Source organism: Bombella intestini (assembly GCF_002003665.1).
GTDB lineage: Bacteria > Pseudomonadota > Alphaproteobacteria > Acetobacterales > Acetobacteraceae > Bombella > Bombella intestini.
Map to the genome: position 1 here is coordinate 108,688 of NZ_JATM01000004.1, position 16,619 is coordinate 125,306.

The 16,619-nt window shown below is 56.4% G+C and carries 14 protein-coding genes and 1 pseudogene; 10 read left to right on the plus strand and 5 right to left on the minus strand.

Annotation, left to right across the window (positions count from 1 at the left end; translation table 11 throughout):
- Positions 1-204: 204 nt before the first annotated feature.
- The gene (locus tag AL01_RS06980) at positions 205-1,098 is read right to left on the minus strand and encodes a LysR family transcriptional regulator (RefSeq protein ID WP_077396971.1); all 894 of its coding nucleotides are present in this window, start codon (positions 1,096-1,098) and stop codon (positions 205-207) included.
- Positions 1,099-1,281: 183 nt separating this feature from the next.
- Between AL01_RS06980 and AL01_RS06985 the strand changes: the two genes are divergently transcribed.
- Together AL01_RS06985 and AL01_RS06990 are read left to right on the plus strand one after the other, a co-directional pair.
- Positions 1,282-2,271, plus strand: a complete 990-nt coding sequence (locus AL01_RS06985; RefSeq protein ID WP_077396754.1) for a zinc-dependent alcohol dehydrogenase family protein — start codon at positions 1,282-1,284, stop codon at positions 2,269-2,271.
- Between the two features lie 66 nt (positions 2,272-2,337).
- Positions 2,338-2,952 (plus strand): annotated as a pseudogene (locus AL01_RS06990) (transposase); the annotation flags it as partial.
- A 265-nt stretch (positions 2,953-3,217) separates the two neighbouring features.
- Here AL01_RS06990 and AL01_RS06995 read toward each other — a convergent pair.
- On the minus strand, positions 3,218-4,498 hold the full coding sequence (locus AL01_RS06995) for a YVTN family beta-propeller repeat protein (protein ID WP_241502755.1): 1,281 nt from the start codon (positions 4,496-4,498) through the stop codon (positions 3,218-3,220).
- Positions 4,495-5,382: a creatininase family protein gene (locus AL01_RS07000; protein ID WP_241502756.1), complete on the minus strand. Its 888-nt coding sequence runs from the start codon at positions 5,380-5,382 to the stop codon at positions 4,495-4,497. The genes AL01_RS06995 and AL01_RS07000 overlap by 4 nt, the downstream gene beginning before the upstream one ends.
- Positions 5,383-5,512: 130 nt before the next feature.
- Between AL01_RS07000 and AL01_RS07005 the strand changes: the two genes are divergently transcribed.
- Positions 5,513-6,067 carry a DUF2721 domain-containing protein gene (locus AL01_RS07005; RefSeq protein ID WP_241502757.1) on the plus strand — a complete coding sequence of 185 codons (555 nt, stop codon included), beginning with the start codon at positions 5,513-5,515 and terminating at the stop codon, positions 6,065-6,067.
- On the opposite strand, the gene pstS is transcribed toward AL01_RS07005, so the two are convergent.
- Positions 6,018-7,022 carry a phosphate ABC transporter substrate-binding protein PstS gene (gene pstS / locus AL01_RS07010; protein WP_077396757.1) on the minus strand — a complete coding sequence of 335 codons (1,005 nt, stop codon included), beginning with the start codon at positions 7,020-7,022 and terminating at the stop codon, positions 6,018-6,020. The genes AL01_RS07005 and pstS overlap by 50 nt on opposite strands.
- 259 nt (positions 7,023-7,281) lie before the next feature.
- Between pstS and AL01_RS07015 the strand changes: the two genes are divergently transcribed.
- The 7 genes from AL01_RS07015 (at position 7,282) to AL01_RS07045 (ending at position 15,921) form a co-directional block, all read left to right on the plus strand.
- Positions 7,282-9,015 carry a DNA replication initiation control protein YabA gene (locus AL01_RS07015; RefSeq protein ID WP_143280729.1) on the plus strand — a complete coding sequence of 578 codons (1,734 nt, stop codon included), beginning with the start codon at positions 7,282-7,284 and terminating at the stop codon, positions 9,013-9,015.
- A gap of 51 nt (positions 9,016-9,066) precedes the next feature.
- Positions 9,067-10,458 (plus strand): UDP-glucose dehydrogenase family protein, encoded by a 1,392-nt coding sequence (locus AL01_RS07020; RefSeq protein WP_408735441.1) that lies wholly within the window; start codon positions 9,067-9,069, stop codon positions 10,456-10,458.
- A 182-nt stretch (positions 10,459-10,640) separates the two neighbouring features.
- Entirely contained in the window at positions 10,641-11,786 is a 1,146-nt protein-coding gene (locus tag AL01_RS07025; RefSeq protein WP_158075951.1) for a hypothetical protein, read from the plus strand.
- Between the two features lie 25 nt (positions 11,787-11,811).
- Positions 11,812-12,597, plus strand: coding sequence for an MlaE family ABC transporter permease (locus AL01_RS07030; protein ID WP_077396760.1), 786 nt, complete (start codon positions 11,812-11,814; stop codon positions 12,595-12,597).
- Positions 12,594-13,433 carry an ABC transporter ATP-binding protein gene (locus tag AL01_RS07035; RefSeq protein ID WP_077396761.1) on the plus strand — a complete coding sequence of 280 codons (840 nt, stop codon included), beginning with the start codon at positions 12,594-12,596 and terminating at the stop codon, positions 13,431-13,433. Before AL01_RS07030 ends, AL01_RS07035 begins: the two co-directional genes overlap by 4 nt.
- Position 13,434: 1 nt before the next feature.
- Positions 13,435-14,844, plus strand: coding sequence for a DNA repair protein RadA (gene radA, locus AL01_RS07040; RefSeq protein ID WP_077396762.1), 1,410 nt, complete (start codon positions 13,435-13,437; stop codon positions 14,842-14,844).
- Positions 14,845-14,928: 84 nt separating this feature from the next.
- On the plus strand, positions 14,929-15,921 hold the full coding sequence (locus AL01_RS07045) for an MIP/aquaporin family protein (RefSeq protein ID WP_077396763.1): 993 nt from the start codon (positions 14,929-14,931) through the stop codon (positions 15,919-15,921).
- 33 nt (positions 15,922-15,954) lie between these two features.
- Here AL01_RS07045 and AL01_RS07050 read toward each other — a convergent pair whose 3' ends face one another.
- A complete protein-coding gene (locus tag AL01_RS07050) occupies positions 15,955-16,548 on the minus strand; it encodes an IMPACT family protein (protein WP_077396764.1) in 594 nt (197 codons plus the stop codon).
- Between the last annotated feature and the right edge of the window lie 71 nt (positions 16,549-16,619).

A 16,619-nucleotide genomic window follows, 5' to 3' on the forward strand; every position in this document is an offset into this window, starting at 1 on the left:
TTCTGGGTTAACTAGTTGTCAGGATCTTTTTGTATCGCTATTAGAAGATTGACTGGCTCAGTCCTTACAAGGGAAGCTGGCAATAAAGTCCTACTTTTTTCCTGGCCTGGATACAGCGCCTTTAAAGGCTGCTGCCGACCAGATCGGGATTCTGAAAGTTGGATTAACGCCGGCCAGCCCAAGGAAAATTAATGCAGATCAGTATCATTTACTTCTATTTCCAAATGTCGCTACAGAGAAATCTAGGAAACTGCGTAGTTTAGGAGTCATCCGGCGGTCTGGAGTATATAAAATATGCAAAGGTGACGCAGGTACAGCATATTGACTAAGTAGTCTCACAAGAGACCCATTTCGCAGTGCATCCCCGACCAATTCTAGTGGCTGCAGAATTACACCTAGCCCAGCTATGGCGGCCGCGAGTAACGGGTAACCCTGATTAATCGTCAATCTGCTTTTAATTGGTACATCTATTCGTCCTTCAGGACCGTCAAAACTCCAGCTCGAGCGACCATCGGAATAGCCAAAGCCGAGGCATTCATGTTGCTGGAGGTCCCATGGTGTTTTGATGGGGAGCCTCCGCTCCAGATAAAACGGAGCGGCACACAAAACCAGCTGATAGGGCATGAGCGGAATTGCCTTGAGGCCGCTGTCTTGCAGCACACCGATCCGAAAAACGGCATCGTAACCGTCATCAACCACATCGACCAGTTCGTTCGATAGTGTCAGGTCCAGTGACACCTGGGGGTACTTGACCATGTACTCAAGAAGACGTGGGGACAGGGCATGCATGCCAAAGGTGACGGGGGCGTTGATGCGCAAGCGACCGCTGGGTACGCCACGGGCCTCAGCAGCTAAGCTCTCTACAGCGTACATGTCTGCCAGGATCATCTTCGCGCGTTGGTAAAATGTCCGGCCGAAATCAGTGAGGCTCTGCCGACGTGTCGTTCGATTCAGCAGAGAGACTCCCAGATGCTGCTCAAGCATTTTTACCTGTTTGCCAACCAGTTGGGGAGACATGTTGAGGTCGTCAGCAGCGGCACTAAACGAGCCCAGCTCCACTGCTTTGACGAACGTAGCCATCTGAGACAAACGATCCATTATAAACTTCATGTTTCTAATCTTGAGCCGACATAGGCCTTTATCCATTAGCTAGCAACACCTAAATTGTCGATCACGCCTTGAGAGCATAACGGATCAGCGACGAAGAAATGAGAAGTATTCCCATTAATTTGTCCAGTATGCCCTAAGTACCTGACCCTAACGACGAAAGAGGTAACCACTATGGCACGAATTGTAAGAATCCATGAATACGGTGACGCTAGCGTCCTCAAGTTGGAGGAATTGGACGTACATGCACCGGCAGCAGACGAGATACAAATTGGCGTTAAAGCCATTGGCTTGAACCGCGCCGAAGTGATGTTTCGTAATCATGCTTACCTGCAAGAGGCCGACTTTCCCAGTCGCCTTGGCTACGAGGCCGCAGGCCTTGTAACGGCTGTTGGTAGCGAGGTAACGGATATCAAGGAGGGAGATTCCGTCGCCTTGATTCCCCCACTGGATATTGCCCGTTGGGGTACATACGGAGAATTGGCCAATGTGCCGGCTCACCTTGTGGTCAAGAACCCAGCGAACCTGTCCTTCGAAGAGGCCGCTGCATCTTGGATGCAGTACGTTACGGCCTGGGGCGCCCTTATTGAGCAGGCTAAACTGCAGGAAGGCGACTTTGTTCTAGTCACTGCCGCTTCCAGTAGTGTCGGCTTGGCTGCCTTCCAGATAGCTCGCATGGTCGGCGCTACACCAATAGCGATTACGCGTACCCGTGCAAAGAAGCAAGCACTTCTGGATGCTGGAGCCGCTCACGTCATCGTTAGCGATGAAGAAGATATCGTCGAGCGAGTCATGGCGTTGACTAACGGTCAAGGTGCCCGCGTAGTGTTCGATCCTGTTGGAGGCCCATCTTTCGAGCCGCTCACACAGAGCATGGCCCGAGGCGGTATTCTTCTGCAGTATGGCGCACTAAGCACAGAGCCAACCCCGTTCCCACTGTTTACCGTTCTGGGGAAGAGCCTGACTCTCAAGGGCTACCTTTACGCAGAAATCGTTTCTGACCTTGCAGCTCTCGCGCGAGCCAAATCATTTATTCTAGAGGGTTTGGAATCTGGAGGTCTCCGCCCACTCATAGCAAAAACCTTTGCGCTAGACGACATTCAGGAAGCCCATAAGTTTCTGGAAGCTAATCAGCAGATCGGAAAGATTGTAGTTACGGTCTGATCATTAAAAAAGTGAGGCTGGCATCAGCTCCTCGCGAATAAATTCAGCTTTATAGGCGAGGGCTGCGTGACCAGCCTACCCAACAACATCCTTCACCTACCGGAGTACCACCTCCTGGACTCCAAGGAAGAGGAGCACGACTTCCACTTCCAGCTAGAAGCTCCCACCCCCGTCGCCTGCGAGGAGTGCGGAGTTGAGGGTGAGTTCGTCCGGTTCGGCAAGAAGCAAAGCACCTACCGCGACCTGCCGATGTACGGTAAGCGGGTCACCCTGTGGATGATCCGCCGCCGCTATATCTGCCGTGCCTGCGACAAGACCTTCCGGCCTCGCCTGCCCGAGATCGTGGACGGTTACCGCATGCCTCGCCGGCTTCACACTCATGTCGAGAAGGCGCTGGCCCAATGGATTAACGACATCCCGCGGGGGCAGAAGGAGGTCTGGAAGGATCTCGTCAAGGCTGTCAGCAACTGGCGAGAGGAGATACTGACCTACTTCGAGACCGAAATCCCGATCACCAACGCCCTCACGGAGTCGATCAACCGACTGGCCAAGGACAAGAACCGCGATGGCCGGGGCTATTCGTTCGAGGTGATACGCGCTCGGATGCTCTACACAACCAAGCAAAAAAAGAAGCCGCCGCAGACCAAGGAATCCCCATTTCTGGGCAGGGCCACCATGACCTAAAGCAAGACCCTACCCCCGGTCGAGAAGAACTACGGCGTCGATCTATCAACCTTCTGGGAAGAATAAGGTTTTGGTGGATCAGAAGAGAACGTCAACCACTTAATCCGGATACCCGAAATAACCCCAAGTAACGGTTACATCCCACCCTAATGCGGAGGTAAATTTTTCTCTACTACCGTAAAACAGACATAAAAAAAGGGGGCCAAAGCCCCCTTTTCCTACAAAACACCATGAGACAGATGCGATCTCCTAACCAGAGAATTTAGCGCATAATGCCCGTATGGCCGATGCTGTACCGGCCCGGCTGAGGCCAGACGGTCAGGCCATGAGGCTCAGCACCAACGGGGATAATCTTCATAGCCCCGGTCTGGGTATCAATGGCATAAACGACATCATCAAACCGGCCAGAGAGCCAGAGCATTTTGCCGTCTGCACTGACATTCCCCATGTCCGGACTGCCACCACCGGGAATGGGCCATGTCTTCAGCACCTTGTCCGTTGCCACATCCACAACGGAAACACTGCCCTTGCTGTGGCGAGGACCATGCACCATGTGGGACCCACGGTTAGCCACATAAATCAGCTTGGCATCACGGCTCGGATACAGGCCATGTGTCCCCAGCCCTGTGGGAATGAAGCCCGTCTCCTTGAAGCTATCACCATCAATGATGAACACGCCATCGGCATGCATGTCAGCTACATAGAATTTGTGGCCGTCTGGTGCTGCTAGAACGTCCTGCGGCATCCCCCCTTTAGAGAGTTTCAACATCCCCAGCAGCGTGCGGTTGACCGTATCCACCTTGGCCAGATACCGTCCGAACTCGCATGTAAAGATCGCATAGCGTCCATCCGCAGAGAAGGCAGCGTGGTTGATTCCCTCGCACAGGGGTGCCTCAACAGAGCCTTTCAACGCCATACTATGCGGGTCCCGGAAGTCCAGACGACGATGAGCTTCCGCCACAACGATCGCATTCTGCCCATCTGGCGTGAAGTACATGTTGTACGGGTCATCCACGGCAACAGCCTTACCGGGTTTGCCCGTCAGCGGGTCGATCGGTGTTAGGGAGCCATCCGTGTGACCCTCACTGTTATTCGTCACCCACAGTGTCCGTAAATCCCATGAGGGCACAACATGCTGAGGAGACCGCCCCACCGGGAACATATCCACAACCTTGTAGGTTTTAGGGTCGATCACGGATACACTGTTGCCACGCAGATTAGGCACATAGACACGCTCCAGATCATGCGCCACAACGGGAGAGAGCTTATCTGGGCCACTTGCCTCGCTATAGATATTATGAATATCCGGCACGGGCGGCATACCCGGAATAGTCTGCACAACCAGTGCCTGCTCCGTCACTGTGCCAGAAGCAGATGACGAGACCTTGCCATCTGCGGCGGGGTCACCATCTGGGAACGGCTTTGGGGAATCAGCAACGATCGGTTCATCCTGCGGGTCAGGATGGTTGGCTGTCTGCTGGGCCTGAGCTGCCCCCGCAGCTAGTAACGCCCCCATCGCCAAAAAAGAAACTTTAAGCCTCATGGGTGTCTCCTGTTGAAAGACGAAATGGCCTCAGCAGCGGCCTGCACTTGCATGGCTGTGCCGGCCCGGCCAAGTTCAGCCGTTGCCTGCCGCGGGTCACCACCATAGACACCATCGGCAGAATCCGGTTTGTCAGCCTGCCTCAGAAGCCCCTCCAACACAAGGGACGGGTCCACAGCGAGCATGAGTGACGTATCGCTTATGTCAGCATGTTTCCCTAAAGCCACACCATAGCCCCGCTGCCGCAAATAATCCCCATACTTCCCAGCCACGACCTCATAATACGCCCCGACATACAAGGCTCTCGCTGCCCCCTCCGCAGCCCACCGTTTGTTCAGCTTTTTGGCCAGAGCAGCCAACTGGGTCTGATACCCCCCATGATCCCCCAGCAACACGATGGTCGTGAATCCTTGCGCCTTCAGGCTTTCTGCGGCCCCTTCCACCAATCCGGCGAACACTGCGGGAGGGATGGAAAGCGTCCCTGCAAAACGCATATGCCCCGTACGGGGATGAGTTGAGCCTTCCGGCACATAAGCCAATACGGGGGCTACCAGCGTCCGCCCCACCTTACGGGCGATCTCATCCGCTAAAACATAGGCCCGGACATTGTGTTTCCCCACCGCCATGTAAGGGCCACTCTGCTCCGTACCGCCAACGGGTAGAATGACCGTTCTGGTGCCTGCCTTCATAGCAGCATCTATCTCCGTCCAGCTCTGGCAGGCCAGTTCCACCTGCCGGGCAGAGGGTGGACAAGCTGGAGCTAGATTCTCTGGCTCTTCCGCTCTGGCAGGGGCAGACAGGCCACACAGACCGACCAACAGCAGCCCGCAAAGCCGAGACCAGCCCAACAAGAAACCATCCCCCCTCATAGTTCTGTTGCCCATCCAGCTCCCCTTGTGCATTATCGCCTTTCTATGAGGTCTCGATATTCCGGTGATGGTTCCGCTCATGCCCGTGGCTTGAGCAAACCTTATCCGGCATACTGCCCCAGCGTACAACCCACCCAAAACCATCATGACCGTGCCCCTGCTGAACACCCTGCCCTTCCTGAGCCAGATGAACAATATCGACGACGCTGCCCACATCATCCAGATGGCCTTAACCCCCGTCTTCATGCTCTCGGGTATCGGTACGCTGATCAATATCTTCAATACAAGGTTGGCCCGTGTCTCGGACCATCTAGACAATGTCAACCGCCTACTGGCTGCTCCACCTTCCGAGCAAGACCACCAGTACAGCTATGATACACCACAAAGGCTGAAGACCCGTCAGAAACGTCTGACTCGCCGCATTGTCGTGCTGGACCTTGCCATCATCCTCAACGGGCTAGGCGGGGCTATGACCTGCGGTGCCGCCATAGCCCTCTTTGTCGGCTCGCTCGGAGACGCCACAACGTCACTCTGGTTGCTCGCCCTCTTCGGCACTGCACTGGGCTGCACAGTAGCCGCCCTACTAGCCTTTCTGGCAGATACGCTCCTCAGCTGGCATGGCCTACGGCATGAAGGGCAAGTCTCCCTGCTTACTGCCCTGCTGCGCTCGAAGGCCAGCCACGCAAAACGGCCTCACTAACGGACGCAGGCAGCCCCACATAGCCAAGCCGGGCATTAATCTCCGCCCCGTGAGTAAACCCCCAGCTAAAGAACCGCTTCACACCCTGCCCCTCAGGCCGGTTGACGGCATCTTCAGGCACCAGAGCGTAAGTAGCAGACACAATAGGCCAACTCGTTGCACCGGGCTGGTCCAACAGACTAACAGCGAAGTGGTCTTCTGCCTTCCACTCCGCCGCTGAAGCTGCTGCAATAAAGCCCTTCAGAGATGGCAGTACGAATTGCCCATCGTGATTCTTCATTTGGACAATGCCCAAGTGATTCTGGGCGGCATAGGCATATTCTACATAGCCGATGCTCCCTTCCGTCTGCCGGACAAGAGCGGCAATGCCGTCATTCCCTCGGGCACCAGCACCACCGGCCCACTCCACAAGCGTACCTGCACCAATCTTAGCGTCCCACTCCGGGGATGTTCGGGTGAGGTAGGAAGTAAATACATAGGTCGTCCCGGCACCATCCGCCCGATGCACGGCCACGACCCCCATATCGGGTAGCTTCACCCCGGGATTGAGGGCCTGAATACGAGGATCATCCCAATCCGTGATACGCCCATCATACAGGGCTGCCAGTGTCGGACCATCCAACCGCAAAGCGTCTGCCTCGATACCGGGCAGATTGACCACCAACACCACACCGCTCATGACGGTTGGGAACTGATAAAGGTGCGTTTCCGCCAGACGGGCCGGACTCATAGGCTTATCAGACGCCCCGAAATCTACTGTTCGGGCCACGACCTGATCCTGCCCTGCGCTGGAACCAACCGTCTGATAATTGACCTGTAGGCCTGCCTGCTCCCCGGCTGGAACGCTCCAACTCTGATAAACCGGTGCGGCGAAGCTAGAACCCGCCCCTGTTATCTCTACATCCTCTGCGTGGGCCACCCCCATGAGAGCGGATGAAACGGACAGCACCAGCATGCAAGCCCTGCCGTATTTCCTCCAATGGAGAAGACATTTGTCTATCGGACGCATAAACCCCTCGGCACACGCAATGATCACCTGTCTGCCGTTATAGCTGCGCCACCATCCTAGACAATAAAAATATACAAAGACACAAAGAAAAGTCTTTTTCGACACAACAAAATGAGTAAATAGACACATGAAGCCATGTGCACTGTAGGAGTTATTCGTGAAACTGACAAAAAAATGTAATATAACTTCCTTTCGTTACAGTTTTATGACAGTAATATTTCTGTCATACAGTGCATCACACTTCATTTCGTCCGCTTATGCAGCTGGGTCTAACGATGCCATCACTCTGATGGAAAGACAGATACACGCCATGCAGGCCCAGCTTGAGGCCATGAAGCAGAAACAGGCCGCCGAGAATCGGCGTGTCCGGGCTGAACTTGCCCGCCAGAGAGAACTCATTGAGGCAGACCCTTATGCCTCCAGAGCACGGGTTCTTGGCCAACCCACCACCGTGGGATACGGGGTACCATCATCACACCCTCAGGCTGGAACCCACGATGATATCTTCGGCCTTGGCAACACCATCCTTGCTCCCTCCCGCACAGCCAGTACCCCCTATGGTGAACTGACCGCCATTCCCCCGGCCCATCCAGACCTCTACAGCCCCATGCGCCGGGGGCAGCTCCAGATTGGCGGCATCCGCCTGACACTGGGCGGATACCTAGAAGCCGCAGGCGTCTGGCGGTCCCGCAACAGCGCAGCCGACATTGCCAGTGCCTATAATGGCATCCCGTGGCATAATCAGCCCGCCTCTCATATGAGCGAATTCCATCAGACTGAACGACAAAGCCGCCTTGCCTTTCTGGCAGAAGGGATGTTGACCCACTGGCTGGAAGCTGACGCCTATGTGGAAACAGACTTTCAAGGATCGGGGTCATCCTCCAACTCCCGTCAATCTAACTCCTATGTGCCGCGCGCCCGTGTCGTCTATGGTGAACTGAAAGACCGGGAAAATGGCTGGTACTTGCTGGGTGGGCAGAGCTGGTCACTGATTACGCTCTTCAACAAGGGAATGCTGGCTCGTGATGAGCAAACCCCGATGGTTATCGAGGCGCAATACGTTCCCGGCTTTAACTGGACACGCAACTCCCAGTTCCGTGTGGTCAAGACATTCGGCAAAGCAGAACGCTACGCTGCCGGTCTATCCATCGAAAATCCCAGCTCGGTTCCGGCTGGTGTGTCACCCTGCTCCAACGCCGCCAACCACTGCACCACGACAGACCGGCTGACAGGCACGAATGTCAACAACCCTTCCACCTATTACACAACCGACCCAGCACCGGACCTCATCGCCAAAGTATCTGCCGACCCCGGCTGGGGACATTACGAGCTTACAGGCGTCATGCGCTTCTTCCGGGATCGGACAAGCACGTTGGGCGGAGGCCGCAACCATACCCGCATCGCCGGGGGCGGTGGGGGTGGCATGGTTCTGCCCCTCATCAACAACAAGCTGTATTTTCAGGCTTCTGGTCTCGTTGGCACAGGGCTAGGCCGCTATGGCACATCGAACATGCCGGATTATACCTACGGACGTAACGGTGCCGTCACACCTCTACCAGAAGCCAATCTGCTTATCGGCCTTTATGGTAACCCCCTCAAAAAACTGAAGCTCTATTCCTATGCGGGAGCAGAGACTGTTCTCAGCCGCCGTGCCTTTGATGAAAATGGCGTCCATTATGGTTATGGCAACCGAGGCTTCGACATGCGGGGCTGCTCTACCGAACTCGCCACCAACTGCGCTGCATCTAGCAATATCCGCACAGTAGCACAGGTGACAGGGGGCTTCTGGTACACAGCGGCCAAGGGTGACTATGGCACACTACTGGTTGGCGGGCAGTACGCCCACACCCATGTGCAGGCTTTTTCCGGCCTTGGTGGCAAACCTAAGAGCGATGCCGATATGGTCCTGATGTCCCTCCGCTACCAGCCGTTTAATTAAGGAGAGGCACAATCCCCCTAGTCAGCACCGCCTACACCTGACAGAAACAGGATGATCATTCTGCCCCTTCCATTCCAGAACCAGCCTGAAGGAGACCCCATGCACATCACCATGATTGGCGGCGGTTATGTCGGGCTGGTATCAGGGGCCTGTCTGGCGGCTGTCGGCACGAACGTGACCATCATCGAACATGACCCAACACGGCTTAACCGCCTGAAGGCCGGAGACATCCCCCTCTATGAACCCGGGCTTGAGGAACTAGTTGCCGAGCAACGGCAAGCGGGGCGACTGGCCTTTTCTGATGATCTGGCAGCGGCCCTTCGAAAAAGCCGTGCCGTTTTTATCGCTGTAGGCACCCCCACCCGCCGAGGCAGCGGTCATGCCGATCTAAGTTACGTCCACGCCGCAGCACGGGCCATTGCCGCCCATGCACCTGACGGCTTGCTGATTGTCACAAAATCCACTGTCCCGGTTGGCACGGGGCGGCAGGTTGCAGCCATTGTCCGACAGGCCCGGCCTGACCTGACCTTTCACATCGCCTCCAATCCCGAATTCCTACGGGAAGGCCATGCCATTGCTGACTTCATGCAGCCAGACCGTGTCATCATTGGGCTGGAAGACTCCCCAACTACTCCTTCCACAGCCCGCACTCTGCTAGAACAGCTTTACGCCCCCCTGAACGGACCAGAAAATCGCCTGCTCTTCATGGGGCTGGAAAGTGCAGAACTGACAAAATATGCCGCCAATGCCTTCCTTGCCATGAAGGTGACCTTCGCTAATGAAATGGCCGATCTCTGCGAAGCCACAGGCGGGCAGATTGCCGATGTGACCCGTGGTATGGGTATGGACCCCCGCATTGGGCCTCATTTTCTCATGCCGGGGCCGGGTTATGGCGGGTCTTGTTTCCCCAAAGATACGCAAGCTCTGGCAACCTCCGCACGACAGGCAGGCACCCCCGTGCAGCTTATCGAGACCACCATTGCTGCCAATGAGGCCCGCAAACGCCGTCTTGCTGAACGTATCCTTGCCCTTGCCAAAGATAACATCACCGACTGCACCATCGCCGTGTTGGGACTGACCTTCAAAGCCCATACTGATGACATGCGGCAGGCCCCTGCTCTGACCATCCTGCCTCTTTTACACGAAGCTGGAGCGACATTGCGTGTTCATGACCCACAGGGGATGAGCACAGCCAAGCCCCTGTTGCCAGATGACATCACCTATGCTGACAGCCCCCTTCAAGCCGCCGAAGGTGCCGATATGCTGCTAGTCCTGACAGAATGGCCCGTTTTTACAGCCCTTACTCCGGCTCAACTGGCCACCAAAATGCGCGGCAGACTGATTCTGGACTACCGGCAGATATGGCAAGGCCATGACTGGCAGCAAGCTGGCTTCCACTATCATTGTCTGGGATGCGGCACACACCGTGGCAGCCACTCCTGACAATCCAGCCCATCACCGCCATATCCCTGCCTATAAAGCGGGCTATCCTCATGCCGCCCGGCTGCCTATAATGATGACAATGGTAACGGGGCCATAAACGGTGAGGAGCTGACAGGACCTACCGCCTGTCTGGTCCTATAGGCAGCCTATCCCTGCCATATCTTATATTCGGGAGTTCCTGAGTGAGCATGCGTAACATCCGGACCTGTCTTTCCCTGTTCCTTGGGCGCAGTATGTGCCTTGGGGCCATTTTGGGCAGCACCCTGATGGCTGGCAGCAGTCTGGCAGCTGAATCCCATGCTGTCCTCCATGCTGATGAACTAGACCTCAGTGCGCCCTGCGCTCAGGTCCATATCAGGGCGGATGCTACCCTAAAGGACAGCATGGTGGTTGAAGAGGCCGTTGGCTTCACCCCGGATATACAGACAACCCGCGATGGCACAGAAAGTCACGTTCGCCTTGCCCTGCACAACTGCCCCAAGGGAGGGCGGCTAGTGTTGCATCTTTCCAGCGACACCGCCCTGACACTGCATGACAGCCCGCAGGCCCACATCACCATCAGCGGTACGCTCACCACGCTAGAGAGCAATTTGGACGATGCGTCCCTTCAGGTAGAGCGTGTGGAATCGCTGGACATGTCTATCTCTGGCACGACACAGGCCCATATTACCCAGCTGAATCGGGCAGCACAGCTCAATGCCACGGGGGCCTCGCATCTGGAGGTAGATACCGCTCTTCTCTCCGCCTTTTCAGCCCAAATGTCCGACAACAGCCAGCTCTCCATCGCCACAGGACAGATCGACAGCCTGACGCTGAACGCCTCCCATCAGGCGGATGCCTCCATCATGGCAACTGTCAACAATGCCAGCATCACCACTAATGATGCCGCCAGTGTTACACTCAGCAAAGTTACGGGCAGCGTACAGGATGGTGGAACAAAACACATCACCCACGCCAGCCCGCCAGAACCTGCCCCGGTAAAACCAACCGTACAGCCTTCTACCCAGCCTCCCCAGCCGGATGGTCAAGCACAGGGACTGAACAACCCCACCGTTCCCCATGTGCCGAAGCAGGTTATCACAACACCTTCCGCCCCCTCCCCGGCAGTTAGCAGCCCGGCCACTGGGCAGACGGGTACCATCCCTGCACAGCCTGCACCATCTGCTCCAAAAGCATCACTCCCGACATCAGGTACGCTACCGCAGGCACCCCAGCCTACGCCGCCAGCAGCAGCCAGCACCCCGGCACACCCCGCCGCTGCCCTGCCATCTAAGCCCGCTCCACAAGGGAGCGCACCGGTAACACCGCAGAACCAGACACCAAAATGACCGGCAGACAACAAAGGCAGAACGTGTGAGAGCTTTATCCCTTCCTTTCATCTTCCTTGGACGTAGCGTACTGGGCGGGCTGCACCATGCTGGTGCGCTCAGCCTGTTTGCCCTCCGAGGGCTAGCAGGCATCTTCCGTTTGCCTATCTACGGGCAAATCATATTGTCCTGCTTGGTTGAAATCGGTTTTCTCTCCCTGCCTGTCGTAGCCCTAACAGCCATATTCTCCGGGGCGGTCATCGCCCTGCAATCTTATAGCGGGTTCAGCCAGTATCACGCTCAGAATGCCGTTGGCGGCATTGTCGTCATGGCCATTACAAAAGAGCTAGGGCCGGTTCTAGCAGGGCTCATGGTGGCTGGCCGCATCGGGGCAGCCATTGCCGCACAGATCGGTGCTATGCGGGTGACTGATCAAATTGATGCCCTCAGTACACTGGCGACTGATCCCATCAAATATCTTGTCACACCCCGCCTTCTTGCCGGGATTCTGGCTCTGCCGTTCCTTGTGCTGATTGCCGATATTCTAGGGGTTGCTGGCGGGTTTATCGTTGCTGTGAGCAAGCTGGGGTTCAGCCCAGCGCTGTATATCCATTCCACCTATGCCTCCCTCCATAGCCATGATGTCTTGGTTGGGTTGCTCAAGGCGGCTGTCTTCGGCTTCCTCATCGCCCTATTGGGCTGTTACGAAGGCTATCATAGCCGTGGTGGTGCTGAGGGAGTCGGACGGGCTGCCACAGCCACCGTTGTGACGGCCTCCATTCTGATTCTCGCCTTTGATTATCTGCTGACGGACCTCTTCTTTACCGCATGACAACAGTACCACACCCTCCTCAGCAGACCGCTGCAAACGATCAACCACGCCTGCGCATCCGTGGCCTGAAGAAAGCCTTTAACGGGCGAACAATCCTCAACGGGATTGATTTGGATGTGCCCGCTGGTCAGTCAACAGTCATCATCGGGGGCTCCGGCAACGGTAAGTCCCTCCTGCTTCGCTGTATTTTAGGGCTAATTGAGCCGGATGCGGGGACTATTGAGATTGATGGTGAGAACATCATCGCAGCCTCACGCAGCCGCCGTGAGGCCCTGCTGCGGCGGATTGGGATGCTTTTTCAGAATGCTGCCCTGTTCGACAGCATGAGCGTGCTGGATAATATCCTGTTCGGCCTGAGGGCCAAGGGTAATGACCGCAACAAAGACCATGCCGCACAAGAGCAAGAAGCACTCCACCTGCTGGAACTAGTAGGGCTGGGTCCCCATGTGGCACCGCTCAACCCGGCAGAACTCTCGGGCGGGATGCAAAAGCGTGTCGGACTGGCCCGTGCCTTGGCCGGACAGCCGGACATCCTCTTTTTTGATGAACCCACGACCGGACTAGACCCCATCATGTCCGCCGTGATTGATGGCCTCATCAGCAATTGTGTCACCCAGTTGGGATCCACCGCCCTGACCATCACACATGACATGACCTCCGTAACCCGTATCGGCGACCATGCCGCCATGCTCTACGGGGGGAAAATCATCTGGCAGGGGCCAGCCGAAACACTCATGAACAGTGGCAACCCGATTGTCGACCAGTTCACCCACGGGCGGCTTGAAGGGCCGATCCCCACCGGCAACCTAACAGCCACCCCTACGGAAAAACGCTAACATGGCCCGGAAACCCGCCAGCTTGTTCGTCTGCCAGAACTGTCAGGCCCAATTTCCGAAATGGATAGGCCGCTGTGAGCAATGCGGCGAGTGGAACAGCCTAGAAGAAGAAACCAGAGCCGCCACCCCCGGCAGGACCACCACCGCCCCACGAAAAGGGGGCGGACTAAAAACAACACGGCTGGATGGCAAAGCCACCCCTCCGGCTCGGCTAGACACGAACATGGCGGAACTAAACCGAGTGCTAGGCAGTGGGCTTGTCCCCGGCTCGGTCGTGCTAGTTGGCGGGGACCCGGGCATTGGTAAATCCACCCTCATGCTCCAGATGACCTGCGCCCTCGCCAAGGCGCAGCATAATGTCCTCTATGTGTCCGGCGAAGAAGCCATAGACCAGATACGCCTACGGGCACGACGGCTAGAACTGGACAAAGACCCAAAAGCACTGGATCAACTAGAGCTGGCAGCGTCTATCAATGTCAACGACATCACTGCAACGCTGGAGGATAAGCGAGCTTTCCAAGTTGTGGTCATCGACTCCATACAGACCATGTGGCTGGAGGGCGTGGCCAGTGCTCCCGGCTCCGTGTCTCAGGTCCGCAGCTGTGCCTTCGAGCTAATCCGTCTCGCCAAAACATTAGGATTTGTACTCATCCTCATCGGCCACGTCACAAAAGAGGGCGCACTTGCTGGCCCCCGTGTGCTGGAACATATGGTCGATGCCGTGCTGTATTTTGAAGGTGACCGAGGTCATCAATTCCGTATTCTCCGGGCAGCCAAGAACCGCTTTGGTGCTACCGATGAAATCGGCGTTTTCGCCATGACCGATACCGGCCTACGGGAAGTCCCCAACCCTTCCGCCCTGTTCTTAGCCGAGCGGCATGGTAATGTTGCTGGGTCTGCCGTGTTCGCCGGGCTGGAAGGAACCCGCCCCATATTGCTGGAGGTGCAGGTCCTACTTTCTGCCAAAAGTAGCGATGGAGCAGCTCGCCGTGCCGTGCTTGGCTGGGATAGCTCTCGGCTGAATATGGTCCTTGCCGTGCTGGAAGCCCGCTGCGGACTAAAACTGGGCAGCATGGATGTTCACCTCAATGTCACTGGTGGGCTGAAAGTAACCGAGCCTGCTGCCGACCTTGCCGTTGCCGCAGCCTTAATCTCCGCCGCTACAGGCCAGCCCACCGCTCCTGATGAGGCCTATTTCGGAGAGATTGGTCTTTCCGGGGAGATACGACAGGTCAGCCAGACGGGCATCAGGCTGAAAGAGATCGCCAAGCTTGGATTCCGACAGGCTGTGATTCCCCGCCATGTGGGTACGGCCAATGCCCGCCCCAAAGCTCCACGCTCCCTCGCTATTGCAGAAACCGGACATCTCAGCGAATTGGTCCGCCGCTTTTCACCAGCTGGAAAAGATTAAATTGCCCGTATTGCCTTGACCAAACGGCCAACAGCTCAGCAACATATGGCGAGTTCTTCTAGTCGTTCCTGAAAAGTGACCTCTATGTCTGCCTCTTCTCCCCCACCGCAGCCAGAGCATAAGGCCCGTTTCACTGCCCGACATGTGCGATACCCGCACATACACATTCCCCATATCCGTTTTTCTCGCCGAGAGCTGGTAGACCGCCCGCTAGCTGGCAAACCCCACCCTGACCAGCCCCTCCACTGGAAGCTCTACTTCATGGAGGCCATTGCCACGGCCATCATGCTGACCATCGGCATCAGCACGACTACTCTTCTCGCTTCGGGTAGATCACCCCTTGCCGCCCTACTGGCCCCTCACCCGGTCGTACGCTCCATTCTTATCGGGCTGTTCTTCGGGCTGGCAGGGACTATTGCCACACTATCCCCCTTCGGCAAGGTCAGCGGGGCGCATCTCAACCCCTCTGTGACACTGGCTTTCTTCCTCACCAAAAAGATTCGCTGGCCCGATGCCCTAGGCTATCTCGGTGCCCAACTTGTTGGAGCCTTCTCTGGCACACTCATTGCGTGTCTGGGCGTCAGCTTTCTGCTGCCTGTCTGGCATCCTATGGTCAGCCAGATCAATTACGCAGGGACATTCCCCTCTAACAATTACGGCCTCGGCCTTGCCGCCTTGATGGAAGCCCTCGCCACGGCAGGGCTAATCATGATCATCTATTTCACGGCCTCAAGGCCGAAATTACAGCATCTGACAACATGGATATGCGCCTTCTATTTTGCCGTCACTAACCCGCTGATTGCTGGCTTCTCCGGCAATAGTACAAATTTTATGCGAACATTGGCACCCGATACGCTAGCCCATAATCTGCATGGGGTATGGATCTATCTGGTCGGGCCTTTCATCGGCTCGGCATTGGCCCTCCAACTAGCTCGCCTTCTTTTCTCCATGCATGGGCTGAAAGAGGCCCGCATTGTCAATTTTGGCCATCATGGACGTGTGCCCCGCTATGAAGCCCCCGAGGCCACCGGCCCCACGCCGAAAGAACTCAAACAACAAGACCAAGACAAAACCTGACAGAGGGGAGATTCAGCCCCTCCGTCACGGCTGCTACTGCTCATCCAGCACACGGATAGGCTCCTGTCCTCGTGTCAGGTCCCGCAGCCAGTTTTCTACAGCTGTACGTTCCTGCACGGGAACAGCTAGCTCCATCGTTGCCCCTTCAGCCCCGAAATCGCAACGCCGTATCTCTACATTCCAACCCGGAAGTTTAGCCTCTACCTCGGCATAAACGGGGAAAGGGCAATGAAACCCGAGACGGATACGCTCCACCCGCTCAATTTTAGCCGCTTCCCGCAAGCAAGCCGCTGCCGCCCCGCCATAAGCCCGCACCAGCCCGCCAGCCCCAAGCTTAATGCCACCAAACCAGCGGATGACGACCACCATTACGCCATCAAAATCCTGCCCCTCTATAGCCGAGAGGATCGGACGGCCTGCGGTACCAGACGGCTCGCCATCATCATTGACACGATATCGCCCTCCAACACGGAAGGCCCAACAATTATGGGTAGCGTCCGGCACAGCCACCTTTGCCAGAAAGGCCATGGCTCCGGCCTCATCTTCCACAGGGGCCGCCAGAGTGCGGAACACGCTGTGGCGGATGATACTTTCATGCTCGGCAATGCCGTCCAATGTCCAGGTCATGCGTCCATTTTGCCGCAGATCAACCGTCCTGTCAGCCAGAAAGCCCCATATCGAAACAAGGCATCCGATAG